General features: G+C 41.9%; 16 protein-coding genes and 1 tRNA gene. 11 read left to right on the forward strand and 6 right to left on the reverse strand.

All coding sequences use genetic code 11. The annotated features are described in order from the left end of the window. Nucleotides 1-75 (forward strand) — tRNA-Gln (locus H5185_RS09980). Nucleotides 76-253: 178 nt separating this feature from the next. Beyond that, nucleotides 254-1,285, forward strand: coding sequence for a patatin family protein (locus tag H5185_RS09985; RefSeq protein ID WP_182742008.1), 1,032 nt, complete (start codon nt 254-256; stop codon nt 1,283-1,285). Nucleotides 1,286-1,356: 71 nt separating this feature from the next. On the opposite strand, the gene H5185_RS09990 is transcribed toward H5185_RS09985, so the two are convergent. From H5185_RS09990 to lolB, 3 genes are all read right to left on the reverse strand, one after another. Beyond that, complete coding sequence (locus H5185_RS09990) at nt 1,357-2,304, reverse strand: ribose-phosphate pyrophosphokinase (protein ID WP_124017821.1); 948 nt, start codon at nt 2,302-2,304, stop codon at nt 1,357-1,359. Between the two features lie 90 nt (nt 2,305-2,394). Further along, entirely contained in the window at nt 2,395-3,267 is an 873-nt protein-coding gene (gene ispE / locus H5185_RS09995; RefSeq protein ID WP_182722456.1) for a 4-(cytidine 5'-diphospho)-2-C-methyl-D-erythritol kinase, read from the reverse strand. A 46-nt stretch (nt 3,268-3,313) separates the two neighbouring features. Continuing rightward, the gene (gene lolB / locus H5185_RS10000; protein ID WP_404948454.1) at nt 3,314-3,937 is read right to left on the reverse strand and encodes a lipoprotein insertase outer membrane protein LolB; all 624 of its coding nucleotides are present in this window, start codon (nt 3,935-3,937) and stop codon (nt 3,314-3,316) included. Nucleotides 3,938-4,162: 225 nt separating this feature from the next. Here lolB and hemA point away from each other — a divergent pair, with 225 nt between their 5' ends. The 8 genes from hemA to H5185_RS10040 all read left to right on the forward strand — a co-directional run bounded on the left by hemA (nt 4,163) and on the right by H5185_RS10040 (nt 12,040). Continuing rightward, on the forward strand, nt 4,163-5,413 hold the full coding sequence (gene hemA / locus H5185_RS10005; RefSeq protein WP_124017824.1) for a glutamyl-tRNA reductase: 1,251 nt from the start codon (nt 4,163-4,165) through the stop codon (nt 5,411-5,413). A 14-nt stretch (nt 5,414-5,427) separates the two neighbouring features. Next, the gene (prfA, locus tag H5185_RS10010; protein WP_124017825.1) at nt 5,428-6,513 is read left to right on the forward strand and encodes a peptide chain release factor 1; all 1,086 of its coding nucleotides are present in this window, start codon (nt 5,428-5,430) and stop codon (nt 6,511-6,513) included. 9 nt (nt 6,514-6,522) lie between these two features. After that, nucleotides 6,523-7,380 (forward strand): peptide chain release factor N(5)-glutamine methyltransferase, encoded by an 858-nt coding sequence (prmC, locus tag H5185_RS10015; protein ID WP_124017826.1) that lies wholly within the window; start codon nt 6,523-6,525, stop codon nt 7,378-7,380. Nucleotides 7,381-7,504: 124 nt separating this feature from the next. Beyond that, nucleotides 7,505-7,900: a SirB2 family protein gene (locus H5185_RS10020; protein WP_124017827.1), complete on the forward strand. Its 396-nt coding sequence runs from the start codon at nt 7,505-7,507 to the stop codon at nt 7,898-7,900. Nucleotides 7,901-7,910: 10 nt separating this feature from the next. Further along, nucleotides 7,911-8,699: a tetratricopeptide repeat protein gene (locus tag H5185_RS10025; RefSeq protein WP_182742010.1), complete on the forward strand. Its 789-nt coding sequence runs from the start codon at nt 7,911-7,913 to the stop codon at nt 8,697-8,699. A 189-nt stretch (nt 8,700-8,888) separates the two neighbouring features. Beyond that, complete coding sequence (locus H5185_RS10030; protein ID WP_124017829.1) at nt 8,889-10,136, forward strand: DUF819 domain-containing protein; 1,248 nt, start codon at nt 8,889-8,891, stop codon at nt 10,134-10,136. A 17-nt stretch (nt 10,137-10,153) separates the two neighbouring features. After that, the gene (gene kdsA, locus H5185_RS10035) at nt 10,154-11,005 is read left to right on the forward strand and encodes a 3-deoxy-8-phosphooctulonate synthase (RefSeq protein ID WP_182742011.1); all 852 of its coding nucleotides are present in this window, start codon (nt 10,154-10,156) and stop codon (nt 11,003-11,005) included. Between the two features lie 162 nt (nt 11,006-11,167). Beyond that, nucleotides 11,168-12,040 (forward strand): DMT family transporter, encoded by an 873-nt coding sequence (locus H5185_RS10040; protein ID WP_124017831.1) that lies wholly within the window; start codon nt 11,168-11,170, stop codon nt 12,038-12,040. Here the strand turns inward: H5185_RS10040 and H5185_RS10045 are convergent. Next, nucleotides 12,018-13,016 carry a ketopantoate reductase family protein gene (locus H5185_RS10045; RefSeq protein WP_182698675.1) on the reverse strand — a complete coding sequence of 333 codons (999 nt, stop codon included), beginning with the start codon at nt 13,014-13,016 and terminating at the stop codon, nt 12,018-12,020. The genes H5185_RS10040 and H5185_RS10045 overlap by 23 nt on opposite strands. A 6-nt stretch (nt 13,017-13,022) precedes the next feature. Beyond that, nucleotides 13,023-13,379, reverse strand: a complete 357-nt coding sequence (locus H5185_RS10050; RefSeq protein WP_124017833.1) for a VanZ family protein — start codon at nt 13,377-13,379, stop codon at nt 13,023-13,025. A gap of 338 nt (nt 13,380-13,717) precedes the next feature. Between H5185_RS10050 and H5185_RS10055 the strand changes: the two genes are divergently transcribed. Continuing rightward, nucleotides 13,718-14,203 (forward strand): YajQ family cyclic di-GMP-binding protein, encoded by a 486-nt coding sequence (locus tag H5185_RS10055; protein WP_124017834.1) that lies wholly within the window; start codon nt 13,718-13,720, stop codon nt 14,201-14,203. A gap of 336 nt (nt 14,204-14,539) precedes the next feature. On the opposite strand, the gene H5185_RS10060 is transcribed toward H5185_RS10055, so the two are convergent. Then, nucleotides 14,540-15,376, reverse strand: an 837-nt coding sequence (locus tag H5185_RS10060; protein ID WP_182742012.1) for a LytTR family DNA-binding domain-containing protein, incomplete at its 5' end; no start/stop codon positions are given.

The raw sequence follows: 15,376 nt of genomic DNA on the forward strand, positions 1-15,376 counted from the left end.
TGGGGTATCGCCAAGCGGTAAGGCACCGGGTTTTGATCTCGGCATCCCCAGGTTCGAATCCTGGTACCCCAGCCAAATTCTGAAAAGCCCGTCTTAATAGACGGGCTTTTTGCATTTTTGTTTTTATAACGTTAAATCTTGCGCGGTATTGATAGCCTTTTTCTATTAACTCAATTGATTCTATCCATTATCTATCTTCGCTTCAGTTCTTTAGACTTACCTTATGCAGTTAATCACTAACGTCAGGTTTACTATGAACACCCAAACAACTCATCCTCCAATGCTTTCTGAGCATGTATCACAGCCTATGACGGCGTTAATTGCCGAAGGTGGTGGTCAGCGTGGGATTTTTACTGCTGGGGTGTTAGATGCTTGGTTAGAAGCCGAATTTGATCCATTTGATCTGTTTATTGGCACCTCTGCCGGTTCGCAAAATTTAACCAGTTTTTTATCGCGCCAAAAAGGCTATGCAAAACGATTAATTCGAGGATTATCACGTCATAAACGTTTTTACCAATTAAGCCGAGGTTTAGTTGGTGGCCACGTAGTCGATCTCGATTGGTATTTTGATAAAACTACTCGAGGCAGTTTTACTTTGGATTTCGCCTCTGCAGCAAAATATTTAGGCAAACGGCAATTATTGATTACTACAACTAATTCACGAGATCGCCAAGGTTACTTTTTTAGTCCTAGCAACGATGGTGAGCATTGGCGCGAGTTGTTAAAAGCATCGAGTGCGTTGCCTTTTCTTTATAAGCAAGGTGTGAAACTCGCGCCTTGGTTAAATACCCATGCTGCGAATCAAACACCTGAGCTTATAGCGCAACCTCAAGAAGACTTTTACCTTGATGGCGGGCTAGCGGCACCTTTACCTGTTCGTGAGGCTTACCAGCGCGGTGCGCGTAAAATTGTGGTCATTCGAACGGTTAATGCAGACTTTCAGGCGCAATCAGCTTGGGTACATAAGCTAAAATCATGGATTTGTGTCTCTGGTTATTGCCCCAGAACCATTGATTACTTAGTGCAACATGAGCAAGCGTATCAACAAGAGTTAGCGTTTATTGCTAATCCGCCAGCTGATGTTGAAATTATCCAAATTTTTGCCGACAACAGTTTACAAAGTAAACTGCTTGGCAGTGCTGATACAGATTTACTGCATGATTATCATACTGGCTTAGCGGCTGGGAAATCATTTTTAGTGCAGCAACAACATGTCAATATTGCGCCAGCGATGATGCAAGGTCAGCAATCATCTTTTATGCCTAAGTATGCTTTGTCTGCTTAATGAATCGAGTTCCACACAAATAAAAAAACGCACTCAATCGAGTGCGTTTTTGATGACCCTAATCGGTTAGATTAGTGGCGGAACATAGCAGAGATAGACTCTTCGTTGCTTACACGACGGATCGCTTCAGCAAGTACCGCAGACATGGTTAACTGAGTCACTTTAGCCACTTTGAGCATTTCAGGGCTTAATGGCACAGTATCAGTTACGATAACTTCGTCGATAACAGAATTGGCAATATTTTCAGCTGCATTACCTGAGAATACAGGATGAGTAGCATAAGCAAACACGCGGTTAGCGCCATGTTCTTTTAATGCTTCAGCAGCTTTGCATAAAGTGCCACCAGTGTCGATCATGTCATCAACTATGATGCAATCACGGCCTTGAACGTCACCAATAATGTGCATTACCTGAGCCACGTTCGCCTGTGGGCGACGTTTATCGATAATGGCAAGATCAGTATCATCCAATAGTTTGGCTACTGCACGAGCGCGAACAACACCGCCAATATCAGGAGACACAACAACAGGGTTATCAAATTTCCGGGAGAGCATGTCTTCAAGTAGCACTGGGCTACCGAATACGTTATCAACCGGGACATCAAAGAAACCTTGAATTTGCTCAGCGTGTAAGTCACAAGTCAATACGCGGTCAACACCCACGCTCGACAAGAAATCTGCAACCACTTTCGCTGTAATAGGCACACGTGCACTGCGTACACGGCGGTCTTGACGAGCATATCCAAAGTACGGAATAACGGCAGTAATACGACCCGCTGATGCACGGCGAAGCGCGTCAACCATTACAATAAGCTCCATGAGGTTATCGTTAGTTGGTGCGCAAGTAGATTGGATAATAAACACATCCGCACCACGTACATTCTCGTTTATTTGAACACTGATTTCACCGTCGCTGAAACGGCCTACAACTGCGTCGCCAAGTTTGCAAAATAAACGATCTGCAATCTTAGCAGCTAGATTTGGGGTAGCGTTACCAGCAAAGAGCTTGATGTCGGGCACTTTATGAACCTCAGATGTTTGCTTTACGATTAAAGGCTAGATCAATTTTACGTGTTGTCACTCAAAACTGACCCAGAAGATATTATGTAATTAGAGCTGCTCAAGCCGTATTTTTAATGGCGACTTATTCATCCCTTTTGCAACAAACCCTCGCATATGAGCCGGCAATTCGGCTAAAGCGTCAAGTGCTTGTTGCGAATGTGTAAATTCCCCGAACACGCATGCGCCTGTTCCAGTCATTCTCGACGGCGCATATTCTACCAGCCAGCTTAAGGCATTGGCAACTTGAGGGTGCTTAGTTGTGACCAATTTCTGACAATCATTGGTCCACTGCTGAGTCATTAAGCTGTTCATATCCAATTTAGGTGTGTTGCGTGGTAGGTCTGGGTGCTGAAAAATATCCTTAGTTGACACATGCACATCAGGGACAATAACCAAGTACCATGGTTCAGCGGGTTCTACTGTGATCAATTGCTCACCGACACCTTCGGCGAATGCTGATAAACCATTAATAAAAACAGGAACATCCGCACCGAGTGTTAAGCCTATTTCAGCCAGTTTACTGGGTGACACATTGGTTTTCCATAAGGCATTTAGTGCCACTAATGTGGTTGCTGCATCCGATGAACCACCGCCTAAACCACCACCCATAGGGAGTAATTTGTCTAACCAAATATGCGCACCGCCTTCATATTGGGTATAACGCTTGAGTGACTTTGCGGCTTTAAGAATTAAGTTATCGCTGTCAGCGACAGAATCGGAGATAGCAGAGTGTAAAATTAAATCGTCTGTGTTGGTAATATGAAAATCGAGGTAATCGCAATGGTCAATAAATTGAAATAAGGTCTGTAATTGGTGATAACCATCAGCTCGCTGGCCGGTAATGTGTAAAAATAAATTTAATTTTGCTGGCGCAGGCCAACTTGTTGAAACGGCTGATTTACGTAAGTGAGTTGGTTTCATGTTTGTTTAACTACCTTGTTAATGTGCCAGCAATTAACATTTATTGTTATTGGGTTTTGGCCGCTACAGCTGTCCATTGATTAGTTTGAATTTTTATTTGCACATTTTCTCGCTCAATCTTCAACAACTTAGGCACAAGCGCGCCGCTTTGTTGTTGCCAACTGAGAAAACTCACCGACCAGTTTGCCTGAGGATCGTAACTGATGACTTGTTTAATTGTGCCATCAGGATTATAGCTGACAATTTTATCATTGCTGCCAATTTGGCCGGTGATCCATAAAGGAAGGCTATCAAGCGGGATTGACCAGCCGCTAATCCCTGTCAGTAAATCTTGGGCGTTACTGTCGCGATAGGTTTTGCCGTCCACTTCAAGCGTCGCCATGCCTTGATTTGTCTTGAGGGTTAATACTGTCGTACCTAATACTGTGGTTAAACGCAAGTCATTGGCAGCGGGTTGGTGTAGCCAGTACAGATTAGTACTGAATTTATCTTCCGCTGTTTTAACGGCAATTTTACCCTGCAGCTCCCATGCATTGGCTTGAGCTGCATTGGTCACATTGATATGCGTAAAATCTTCAGATGGCGTCACACTACAACCGGTTAACAAAAGCAACGCGGTGATAATAGCGGTATAAAAGAAAGATGCAGATAATCGCAATGGATTGCCTATCAGTTGCTTAAGATTTTCTTATGATACTGGGCTTAAGTCATTATGTAAAAATGCTTTTAGCAAAATTAATGTGATATTAATGTAAGGGTTTGCATAATGTTTATGTGAACCATAAATAAATATTTAGACATTTATTCGGTTTTGTTAAGCCAATTGTGTTTTTAGTCGGTTCAATTCAGTAGAATAGCCTAATTAACGTCACCGAAAAGAACTTGATACCATCAAATGAGCCTAGTAATAATCGGGATAAACCATAAAACCGCCACGGTAGATTTGCGTGAAAAAGTCGCTTTCTCTCCAGACCGCATTCATGACGCCATGAAAAGCTTGGCTAGTCGCACCCGTACGGGCGAGGCTGTTATTGTGTCGACCTGTAACCGTACTGAGCTATATTGCAATAATGCTGAAAAGGAAGACATTATTGAATGGTTGGAGGATTACCATAGTATTGAGCACAGCGACTTAATGCCGTGTCTCTATGCCTATGAAGAGCAAGTTGCCGTAAAACATTTAATGCGTGTAGCATCGGGTCTGGATTCACTGGTACTGGGTGAACCACAAATTTTGGGACAGGTAAAGCAAGCGTTTGTTAAAGCCAAAGAAGCTGGCACGATTGCATTGACCATTGATCGCTTGTTTCAAAACACCTTCTCTGTGGCCAAAAAAGTGCGCACTGAAACCGAAATCGGTGCCGCGGCAGTTTCTGTCGCCTTTGCCGCCGTCAGCATGGCGAAACATATTTTCTCATCATTGAGCACCACTAAGGTGTTACTCATTGGTGCAGGAGAAACGATTGAGCTGGTGGCCAAACACCTTAAAGATAATGGTGTTGCCTCTATGGTGGTGGCAAATCGCACTATCGAACGTGCCCAAGCCATGTGTGAAGAGTTTAACGCTACCGCCATTACCCTAGAACAAATACCAGATTTTCTCGCTAAAGCCGATATCGTGATATCCTCTACCGCCAGTCCTTTGCCCATTTTAGGTAAAGGTATGGTCGAAAAAGCGCTAAAACAGCGTCGTCATCAACCTATGTTGTTGGTGGATATTGCAGTTCCAAGAGATATTGAAGCAGAAGTCGGTGAGTTAGACGACGCATTCCTTTATACTGTAGACGATCTGCATAGCATAATTGAACAGAACATGGCTTCACGTAAAGAAGCCGCCGAGCAAGCAGAATTAATTACTGAAGACCAATCACACTTATTTATGGAGTGGATTAGGTCTTTAGAGTCAGTCGACAGTATTCGCGAATATCGCAGCCAGAGCTTGGCGATTAAAGATGAATTAGTTGAGCGCGCCTTGAATAAAATATCTCATGGCAGTGACAGTGAGCAAGTGATACTAGAGTTAGCCAATAGGCTAACTAATCGTTTGATACATGCACCGACACAAGCGCTTACTTCAGCAAGCCGTCAAGGCGATTTGAATACGTTAGGCCAATTAAGAACTGCGCTTGGTTTAGATAAAAACTAAGGTTAGCGAGCTAAATGAAAGAATCCGTTATCCGCAAGCTTGAAGGCTTGCTCGAGCGTAATGAAGAAGTATTAGCATTATTAAGTGATGCTACCGTGATTTCGGATCAAGACCGTTTTCGTGGATTATCAAAAGAATATTCTCAACTTGAAAATGTAGTCAGTAGCTTCAAGGCGTTTCAACAAGCTCAAAAAGATTTCGACTACGCTAAAGAGATGCTTGAAGAAGACGATGCTGAAATGCGCGAAATGGCGCAAGATGAGTACAAGCAATCTAAGCAAGTGTTAGAAAAACTTGAAGATGAATTACAAGTTTTACTTTTGCCTACCGATCCTAATGATGACACTAACGCGTTTCTTGAAATTCGTGCGGGTGCCGGTGGCGATGAAGCCGCTATTTTTGCGGGTGACTTATACCGTATGTATTCGCGTTATTGCGAAGCGAACCGTTGGCAGATAGAAGTCATGAACGTCAACGAAGGCGAGCATGGCGGCTTTAAAGAAATCATTGTCAAAATCAGTGGTGATGGTGCTTACGGTAAATTAAAGTTTGAGTCTGGTGGACATCGTGTTCAACGTGTACCAGAAACCGAATCTCAGGGCCGGGTTCATACTTCAGCATGTACAGTCGTGGTATTGCACGAAGTACCTGAAGCTGAAGCGATTTCGATTAATGCAGCAGACTTAAAAGTTGATACATTCCGCGCCTCTGGTGCCGGTGGACAGCACGTTAACAAAACTGATTCAGCGATTCGTATTACCCATATTCCATCTGGCATTATTGTTGAGTGTCAGGATCAACGTTCACAGCATAAAAACCGTGCCCAAGCGATGAGTGTTTTGGCTGCGCGTATTCAAGCTGTTGAAGATGAAAAAAGACGCAGTGCAGAAGAAACTACCCGTCGTAGCTTAGTGGCCAGTGGCGATCGTTCTGAACGTATTAGAACGTATAACTACCCACAAGGTCGGGTAAGTGATCATCGTATCAACTTAACACTATATCGCTTGAATGAAGTCATGGAAGGCGACTTAAATGTCTTGCTTGAACCCATTATGCTAGAACATCAAGCCGATATGCTTGCCGCGTTAGCTGACGACTAAGGAGTTCTCTTGACGCAGTCTTCGTATTCAACAATTGCTGAAGCCCTGCAATGGGCTTATTCACAACTAGCCGCAACCTCTGAATCTGCTCACGTAGATGCAGAGGCATTGCTATTGCATTGCTTGAATAAAAATCGCAGTTTTTTATATACTTGGCCTGAGCGACAACTGACGAGTGAGCAATTTAAAGCTTATAGCCAGATGATCGCTAAACGTCAAAATGGCACTCCGGTAGCGCATATTATTGGTGAACGAGAGTTTTGGTCATTACCTTTTATTGTTAATGACTCAACGCTTATTCCCCGGCCTGATACTGAAATTTTAGTTGAAACCGCACTGAACTTATCTGTGCGTCACAATGCCAGAGTATTAGATTTAGGCACAGGAACCGGTGCTATTGCATTGGCGTTAGCATCTGAACGACCTAAATGGCGGATTACTGCCATAGATAATGTTCCAGAGGCTGTCGAGCTTGCTAAAGCTAATCGCGGTAATCTTAACTTACCAGACGTTGAAATTATCCAGTCTGATTGGTTTTCAGCCGTTAAACAGCGCGATTTTGATTTGATCGTGTCTAATCCTCCCTATATTGATGAAGCCGATGAACATCTTCATTTAGGCGATGTTCGCTTTGAACCGCAAAGTGCACTCACCGCTGGCAATGAAGGCTATGCCGATTTGTATTATATTGCTGAGCAAGCGCGTGCTCATTTACTTACTGGTGGTTATTTATTGCTTGAACATGGCTATGAACAGGCGATTAAAGTTCGTGAGAAATTGATTGAACTTGGCTACCACAATGTGGCTACTGTTCGAGACTTTGGCAGTAATGACCGCTGCACGCTTGGGCAATGGATGGATGAGTAATTCAGTATCTACAGGTATATATCTCGCTAAGTAAATAGCAATAATCCAAATATTAGTATGCGGCTGGTTGATCGAGTAAACTAGGCGCCTTTTATTTTTACCTTTTTTTAATGAGACTTAATTAATGGAAACATTTTACAGTTTATATCCAGCGGTAAAGCATACTCACATGATGTTTATTGCCATGAGTGTGATCTTTTTTATCGTGCGTTTTGTTTTACATTTACGCAAGTCTCCCATCATGGAAAAAAAGTTTGTTAAAGTCGCACCACATGTCATTGATACGTTTTTATTACTATCAGGCTTCACTTTGTGCTTTATGATCAAACAATATCCTTTTGTCGATCCATGGATGACAGAAAAAATAATCTGTGTTGCGGCCTATATTGCTTTAGGTGTGATGGCACTTAAATCTAACCGTAATAAGCTGTTTAAGTTTTTTGCTTTTATCGGCGCAATCGGTTGGGTAGTGTTAGCGGCCAAACTGGCTTATTTCAAACAAGTCGTCTTCATGGGTTAATTGGTTTTTAATGGCAAAATATCTTCTTGATGATGCAGTTTCGATACCTGAAACTGCATTTGAGCTCTCTGAACATCTTGGCTTTTCAATATCTAAACCTGCTATCTGGGCGTGGTATGAAATGGCCGGTTCAGTATTGAGTCACTATGTTATTGACCAACAAGCGCGCCTTGAAGGTCTGTTTAAGTGGTTTTACAATGATTTAGGTTTTTGTGTTCGAGACGACTATTTTAGCGTCGAGGCTGCAGATTTAAGCTATTGCGTGTTAAAGCGTCAAGGCAATAGCACTACACTATCAATATTGTTAATTTTATTGGCTAAACAACTCGACTTAACACTCGAGGCGGTTTTATTACCCGGTAATACGGTATTAAAAAGCCAAGTGAATGATGTGGTTAAATACCATGATCCGCTAACCGGTAAAGAACTTAGCCGTCATCAATTACATGCGTTAGTACGTGGTGAACTGGGTAATGCGGCTAAATTAAAACCAAGCCACCTTAAAACCGCTACGCTCAAACGGTTAATTAGCCGTATGTTACATGAGCTAAAAGCGGGTTGTATCGTCAGTCATAAATTTGAACAGGCAATGGAATGTTGTAATTTATTATTACAATGGCATCCAGACGATGTGCATCTTAATCGTGAACGTGCTTTTATTGCCCAACAGTTAGGTTGCATTAAAGTGGCCATGTCGGATTTACAACACTTCATCGATTTGAGTCCGCATGATCCTGTGATTGAACTGGTTAAGATTCAATTAAAGGAACTCAGTCAACATATGCAGGTTTATCATTAATGATTTGATAACCTGCAACCTAGGCAGCTTTGAGTTAACTCAAAGCTGCTTTATTCGCAGTGAACTTCTTGCAAGTTGATTACCAGCGCGCAGCAGAGAAGTTATCATCATCGATTTTCATAACAGCAAAAATAATAACAATAACAATAACAACTAAAAATATAATGTATTTGTAAGGGAGAACTCTACATGTCAACGTCAGCAATGGTGAGCAATGATGCCACCGCCCTGGGTATACTCGCCGTTATTTTAGGTTTTGTTTTTTACACAAGCTCGTCCACTCATCCTTTTTGGCAAAAGTTTTATAAGTACATTCCAGCTTTACTACTGTGTTATTTCTTACCTTCATTATTAAATACCTTTGGTGTGATTGATGGCCATTCATCACAATTGTATTTTGTTGCATCACGGTATTTACTGCCTGCATGTTTGGTATTATTGATTTTAAGTGTTGATTTAAAAGCTATTCTTAGCTTGGGCCCTAAAGCGGTTATTATGTTTTTAACCGGTACGCTTGGGATTGTTATTGGTGGGCCGATTGCATTAATGACAGTGTCGATCATCGATCCATCACTTTTAGGTGGCAATGGTCCTGATGCGGTTTGGCGTGGCATGACAACCTTAGCGGGTAGCTGGATTGGTGGTGGTGCTAACCAAGCTGCAATGAAAGAAATTTATGAGGTTGGTGGCGAGATATTCTCCGTTATGGTGACGGTTGATGTCATCGTTGCCAATATCTGGATGGCCGTGTTGCTCTTTATGGCGTCTAAAGCCAAAGAGATTGATGCCAGAACTGGCGCTGACACCACAGCCATTGAAGCGCTGAAACAGAAAGTCGAAAAGTATCACGCCGAAAATTCGCGCATTCCTTCGCTGCGCGATATTATGTTGATTGTGGCAGTTGGTTTTGGTGTCACTGGTTTTGCCCATTTTGCAGCTGATTTCTTGGGACCGTTTTTCGAAGCTCATTATCCATGGACCGAAGATTATAGTTTAACCTCTAAATTCTTCTGGTTAGTGGTTATTGTGACTACCGTTGGTTTAGGACTTTCATTTACTCCAGTGCGTCATCTTGAAGCGTCTGGTGCCTCTAAAATAGCTTCGGCATTTTTATACATTCTGGTTGCGACCATAGGTTTGCATATGGATGTGTCTAAAATAATGGATACGCCGATTTATTTCTTAGTAGGTATTGTGTGGATGTTAGTGCACGCAGGGTTAATGTTATTAGTGGCTAAACTCATTAAAGCCCCATTATTTTATATGGCAGTGGGTAGCCAAGCCAACGTTGGTGGAGCGGCATCAGCTCCCGTAGTGGCAGCAGCATTTCACCCAGCCTTAGCACCTGTAGGGGTGTTGCTGGCAGTATTCGGTTATGCATTAGGTACTTACATGGCTTGGCTATGTGGTCAGTTATTACAAATTGTTGCAGCGTAATGCGCTAAGAGGATCAAATGGATCAAAAAATTATTCAGTTAACTAATCATGTTGAAATCGCCAACGATAAACCGTTTGTGTTATTTGGGGGCATGAATGTACTCGAGTCACGTGATTTAGCCATGTCGATTGCAGAACATTATGTGGAAGTGACCCAAAAGCTTGGTATTCCATACGTGTTTAAAGCTTCGTTTGATAAAGCTAATCGTTCATCGGTTAACTCATACCGTGGTCCAGGTATGGAAGAAGGTCTTCGTATTTTTGAAGAAATAAAATCAACCTTCAATGTGCCAATTATCACCGATGTACACGAAATCTATCAGTGCGCACCAGTCGCCGACGTTGTTGATATTATTCAGTTACCGGCTTTTCTTGCGCGTCAAACAGACCTGGTTGTGGCGATGGCGAAAACCGGTGCCGTTATTAACGTTAAAAAACCGCAGTTTTTAGCGCCGCATGAAATGCGTCATATCATTACTAAGTTTAATGAAGCGGGTAATGACAATATTATTTTATGTGAACGTGGCAGTAGCTTTGGTTATAACAACTTGGTTGTCGACATGCTGGGCATGGATGAAATGAAGCAAACGGGTTATCCAGTGATCTTTGATGCTACCCACGCACTGCAACGCCCAGGCGGACGTGCAGACTCTGCTGGTGGACGTCGTGCACAAGCAACTGAACTTGCGCGCAGTGGTATGGCATTAGGGTTAGCAGGCTTATTTATCGAAGCACATCCTGATCCTGATAATGCAAAATGCGATGGCCCATGTGCACTCCCATTGCATTTATTAGAGAAATACCTAACCCAGATGAAAGCGGTTGATGACTTAGTAAAATCATTCGAGTTCATTGATACCAGCAAGTAAATTATTAATAGCATTGGATGACTAATAACTCGATAAGTTGATTATTAATCACTTTAGCACTTTATAAGTGTCTTTTAATCGTCGTAAACAGTAATCTAATTGCCCTTGTATAAGCCCTGACTTTTTACCAAGTTTCAGGGCTTTTTTAGAGCAGTAACCAATATGTGGATCATGTTTACCTTTCTCGCCGCATTCATGCAGGCGTGGCGCAATGCATTTCAAAGCAAGCTGAGTAAAGACGTCAGTGTGGCAGGCGTAACCTTGGCGCGCTTTATTTGGGCTGGTCCCATCGCAGCTGTCTATCTATTTAGTTTGCATCAATATTCCCCTACTGCAATACCCACTTTTAATGCCAGTTTCTGGGGCTTTGTTATTGGTGCTTCATCAATGCAAATTTTAGCCACAGGGCTTATGGTGAAGCTGTTTAAAATGCAGAACTATGCCATAGGTGCTGGGCTAGCCAAAAGCGAAGCCTTAGTAGCCGCTATCCTTGGGGTTATCTTTTTTGGTACTCAATTATCAATACTAGGTTGGATAGGCGTTGTCATCGGCGGTTTGGCAGTCATGTTGCTCAGTAGCAAGCAGGGTTTTAAACAGTTATCACTGAAAACGGTATTATTAGGGCTTGCATGCGGCAGTGCTTTTGCGTTGACATCCTTATGGGTAAGAGAAGCCAGTTTAACCCTACAAGGGCCATTTACGCATCGTGCAGCCTGGGTATTGCTGTGGGTTATTGGGTTACAAACCATAGTGCTAATTGGTTATTTACTGGCAAAAGATAAATCGACTTTAGCAGCCTTGTGGCAACGACCTAAATTAACCTTAGCCATTAGCGTTTCCAGTTGTATTGGTTCGATTGGCTGGTTTAGCGCAATGTCGTTGCAGGCTGTACCGTATGTGAAAACCTTAGGTCAGGTTGAGGTGTTTTTCACCCTGATTATTGCGACCTTTTGGCTGAAACAGAAAGTGAAAATTAATGATGTTGCCGGATTACTGCTAATCGCTATTGCGGCTATTTTAGTGATGTGGAGTTAATATTATTAGGCTTACTGAGTCGTAAAACTCTCTCGAGGAGAGCTTGATTTTGGGGAACATCAAGCTGATGCGCCTTAGCTTGCTGGCAAATATAGCCATTAATCTCATGAATTTCAGTGGGTCTACCGTGAGCGACATCTTGATACATAGATGAAAAGTTAGCTGAGGTTAACGCAATCACTTGGTATACCCGCGCACTCAGTGCTGCTTTATCTAAGTTGATGCCATCACATTGAGCCACTTGGACTAATTCATCAATAATTGCCGCAATCTGTGCTTGGTATTGAGTCGCGGCTAATTGACCATTAGCACACTGATTTAATGCAGTTAATGGGTTTATGACTGCATTAATCGCCAGCTTTTGCCATAACACGGGTAAAACAGGCTGATGCCATTCAATGGGTTGATGGTCACTGTGCAGATTATTTAGGCGCATCTTTAATGCTGTCGGCATAAGAGGGCCGCTAAAATGCCCCAGTTGGGTTACGCCAAAGCCGCTGTGTTTTACTTGCCACTGATTTTGTTTCAATGCCGCCTGCGATGTTGTGCCTAGGGTCAATCCTTGATGCTTTGCCAATGCAGCAGCCACCGAAAAGTGGGGACCTAAACCATTGTGAAGTAATACAATATGGCATTGAGGAGACAGTTTGGTTAACAAGGGAATAAGTGCTAGTTCAACTTGATAGGCTTTGACACACACAAGCAGTAATTCAACCTGGGCTAAGCGGTTATCTTCGGTGCCCAATATGGTCGCTAATGCTTTATGGCATTGCTGCTTATCGTCAATAAAATCCAGTTTTTGTTGCCGAGTTTGTTTATCTCGGCCAATAAACATCACATCGTCTACTTCTGGCGTTGGCGAGCAGACAGTCAGTTTGTGATACATCAATTGCCCAATTGCACCCGCGCCTAATATGGCAATCAGTCGATGACTATCGTGCGTGGATGATGGTGGCAATAGTGATGTTTTTACCATGTTTTTTTAGCGATTCGCTTTTAATTTACGGTATTTAATCATCGAAAAATGCACTAAATAAAACAGGGCAATACCCGTAAGATCAGCGATAACATCGGCAGCTGATGCGCTACGATAGGGAAGACGTGATTGGATCAGCTCAATCAACACGGCATATGTCGCCAAAGCGCTACACAAAAAATACCAGCGTGGTTTAAAAGCGTAATGAGCTAGGTAAGCAAGCGCGAAAAAGCTACCTAAATGGCCTACTTTGTCCATATGAGCAAAAGTCTGCGGATAACTTGGTTTTGAAAAAACAAGATAGCTTGTCACAATGATGGCGACAACTAAGGCAAGCTTGAAAATATTTTTATAAGTGATCACGAGCGTAATATTGGCCTAGTGAAGCGAGAAGATGGCTAATAATAAGAAACCTACTGAAAATTGTCACTCATTAACCTCTCTGGAAAGTCATAATTGTTATAGTCGAGCCATTTATACTGCTGATAATCGTAAGTTAATCATCGTTAAACTCAGTCTAAATAAGCCCTATAGTGATATTATCAATAAAAATAGCTGCTTGATGATTTTTTGTTAATCAATCACCAGTTAGTCATTAATAACCTTGTGATGACATCTGTGGTCGCACTCCACTATCCCGATAATGACTCCTAGTGTAAAATAGCAAAATATATATGTGATGAACCAAAGAGGAAAGCAAGATGCCATCTATGGATATTGTGTCAGAAGTTGACGAAGAAGAATTACGCAATGCGGTAGAAAACTCCCGCCGTGACGTTGCTGGCCGATTTGATTTACGTGGTAAAGAAATTGACATTGATTTGAAAGACAATGTGGTTACCTTAAAATCGGAAGATGATTTTATTTGTAAGCAATTAGTCGACATTTTGCGCATTCAGCTGAGTAAACGTAACGTCGATCCATCATCAATGGAAGTTGATGAGAAAGCGGTTCATAGTGGAAAAACCTTCAGCTTAAAAGTAAATTTTAAACAAGGTATCGACTCACTGATTGCTAAAAAGCTAGTCAAAGCTATCAAAGACAGCAAGCTTAAAGTACAAGCTGCTATCCAAGGTGATTCAGTTCGTATCACTGGTAAAAAACGTGATGATTTGCAAGCTGTTATGCGCCTAGCGAAAGAGTCTGATCTTGGCCAACCATTCCAGTTCAATAACTTCAGAGATTAATCCTGAAGAGAGCCATTCTGAACAGAAAAAAGCCGATACGGGTAACCCTATCGGCTTTTTTATTAAATTAAGCGAATTATTTTTTTAGTTTGTTAGGAATATGACCGAGGCTGTCGTACGTCATGGCATTTTTCCCGCAACAATGGCTGTAAAAATGGTGACGGCAATCTATTTCTTCCAATGACCAATATTGAAAAATTGTTTTAAAACGCCAAGAGGGTAGACATCCATTGCAACAATCCTCATGGATGACTAATCATATACTCGTTCTGAGGTGTATCGACATGAAACCAGCATTGTTTGGCGACAGCATACTGTTTTCTCTGAACAAAATACCTAAATAATATTTGCTGCTTTAACCGCATCAACAAACGTTCTTGAAACGGGGACCTCAAGGTTATTGCTTAGCAACAATGTCATTTTCCTATTTTGTTTATTTACTGATACGACCGCATCACTTGCCACCCACCATGACCTATGAGTTTGTAAGCCAGGAAACTCCTCAAGCTGTAGTAAAGCATCTTTCAGACGCATCAACAGCATGTGACTACCTTTATCGGTATGCACTTTCAAATAGTGATCGTCCATTTCTAAGCACAATAATTGGCCGCGTTTGTTGATGGGTAATAACGACATAAATTGCTCAATTTGAATACTCTTGGTATCAGTCGTTGAGGCATGCTCTTCAATCACTTTTGTTGATAATTCCAACTGCTGTTGCTGTTGTTTAACATGATTCTGCCACACACTAAAAAAGGTAATAACACCGCCAATCACTAATGTCTTAGGCAGGAAATGAAGAAAGTCATTGATGAGATTAATAGGGGAATTAAAAAATATCATGGTGATTAATGGCACAACTAAGCTCATTAATATACTTGCTATTAAAGATGATATTGCAACACGTAGCCAAGGAGCACTGAACTTCTCAGATAAATATTTATGCCCTAGATTGATTAACGGTGAATAAATAAAATAACCACAAACACACGTAAAAACCCAATAGCTAATCGACATAAAGACCGGCAGCTCATGCATGCCAAACGGTGCTAAAAAACCAATAAAAAGTCCTATAGATATTACAACAAGTAGTTCTCGCAGTAATTTACTTTTATTAAAAGTAAAGTTTACCGATTGATTTTTAGTAGATATTTCACGAATCGCCAATGGTAC

The sequence above is a fragment of the Shewanella sp. SG44-6 genome (genome assembly GCF_014164185.1).
GTDB lineage: Bacteria > Pseudomonadota > Gammaproteobacteria > Enterobacterales > Shewanellaceae > Shewanella > Shewanella vesiculosa.

Excerpts from the sequence above, each read along its gene's own strand:
- H5185_RS10025 (WP_182742010.1), top strand. The coding sequence starts at position 7,911 with ATGGCAAAATATCTTCTTGATGATGCAGTTTCGATACCTGAAACTGCA.
- H5185_RS09985 (WP_182742008.1), top strand. The coding sequence starts at position 254 with ATGAACACCCAAACAACTCATCCTCCAATGCTTTCTGAGCATGTATCA.
- hemA (WP_124017824.1), top strand. The coding sequence starts at position 4,163 with ATGAGCCTAGTAATAATCGGGATAAACCATAAAACCGCCACGGTAGAT.
- H5185_RS10055 (WP_124017834.1), top strand. The coding sequence starts at position 13,718 with ATGCCATCTATGGATATTGTGTCAGAAGTTGACGAAGAAGAATTACGC.
- H5185_RS10020 (WP_124017827.1), top strand. The coding sequence starts at position 7,505 with ATGGAAACATTTTACAGTTTATATCCAGCGGTAAAGCATACTCACATG.
- H5185_RS10040 (WP_124017831.1), top strand. The coding sequence starts at position 11,168 with ATGTGGATCATGTTTACCTTTCTCGCCGCATTCATGCAGGCGTGGCGC.
- H5185_RS10045 (WP_182698675.1), bottom strand. The coding sequence starts at position 13,016 with ATGGTAAAAACATCACTATTGCCACCATCATCCACGCACGATAGTCAT.
- kdsA (WP_182742011.1), top strand. The coding sequence starts at position 10,154 with ATGGATCAAAAAATTATTCAGTTAACTAATCATGTTGAAATCGCCAAC.
- H5185_RS10030 (WP_124017829.1), top strand. The coding sequence starts at position 8,889 with ATGTCAACGTCAGCAATGGTGAGCAATGATGCCACCGCCCTGGGTATA.
- ispE (WP_182722456.1), bottom strand. The coding sequence starts at position 3,267 with ATGAAACCAACTCACTTACGTAAATCAGCCGTTTCAACAAGTTGGCCT.
- prfA (WP_124017825.1), top strand. The coding sequence starts at position 5,428 with ATGAAAGAATCCGTTATCCGCAAGCTTGAAGGCTTGCTCGAGCGTAAT.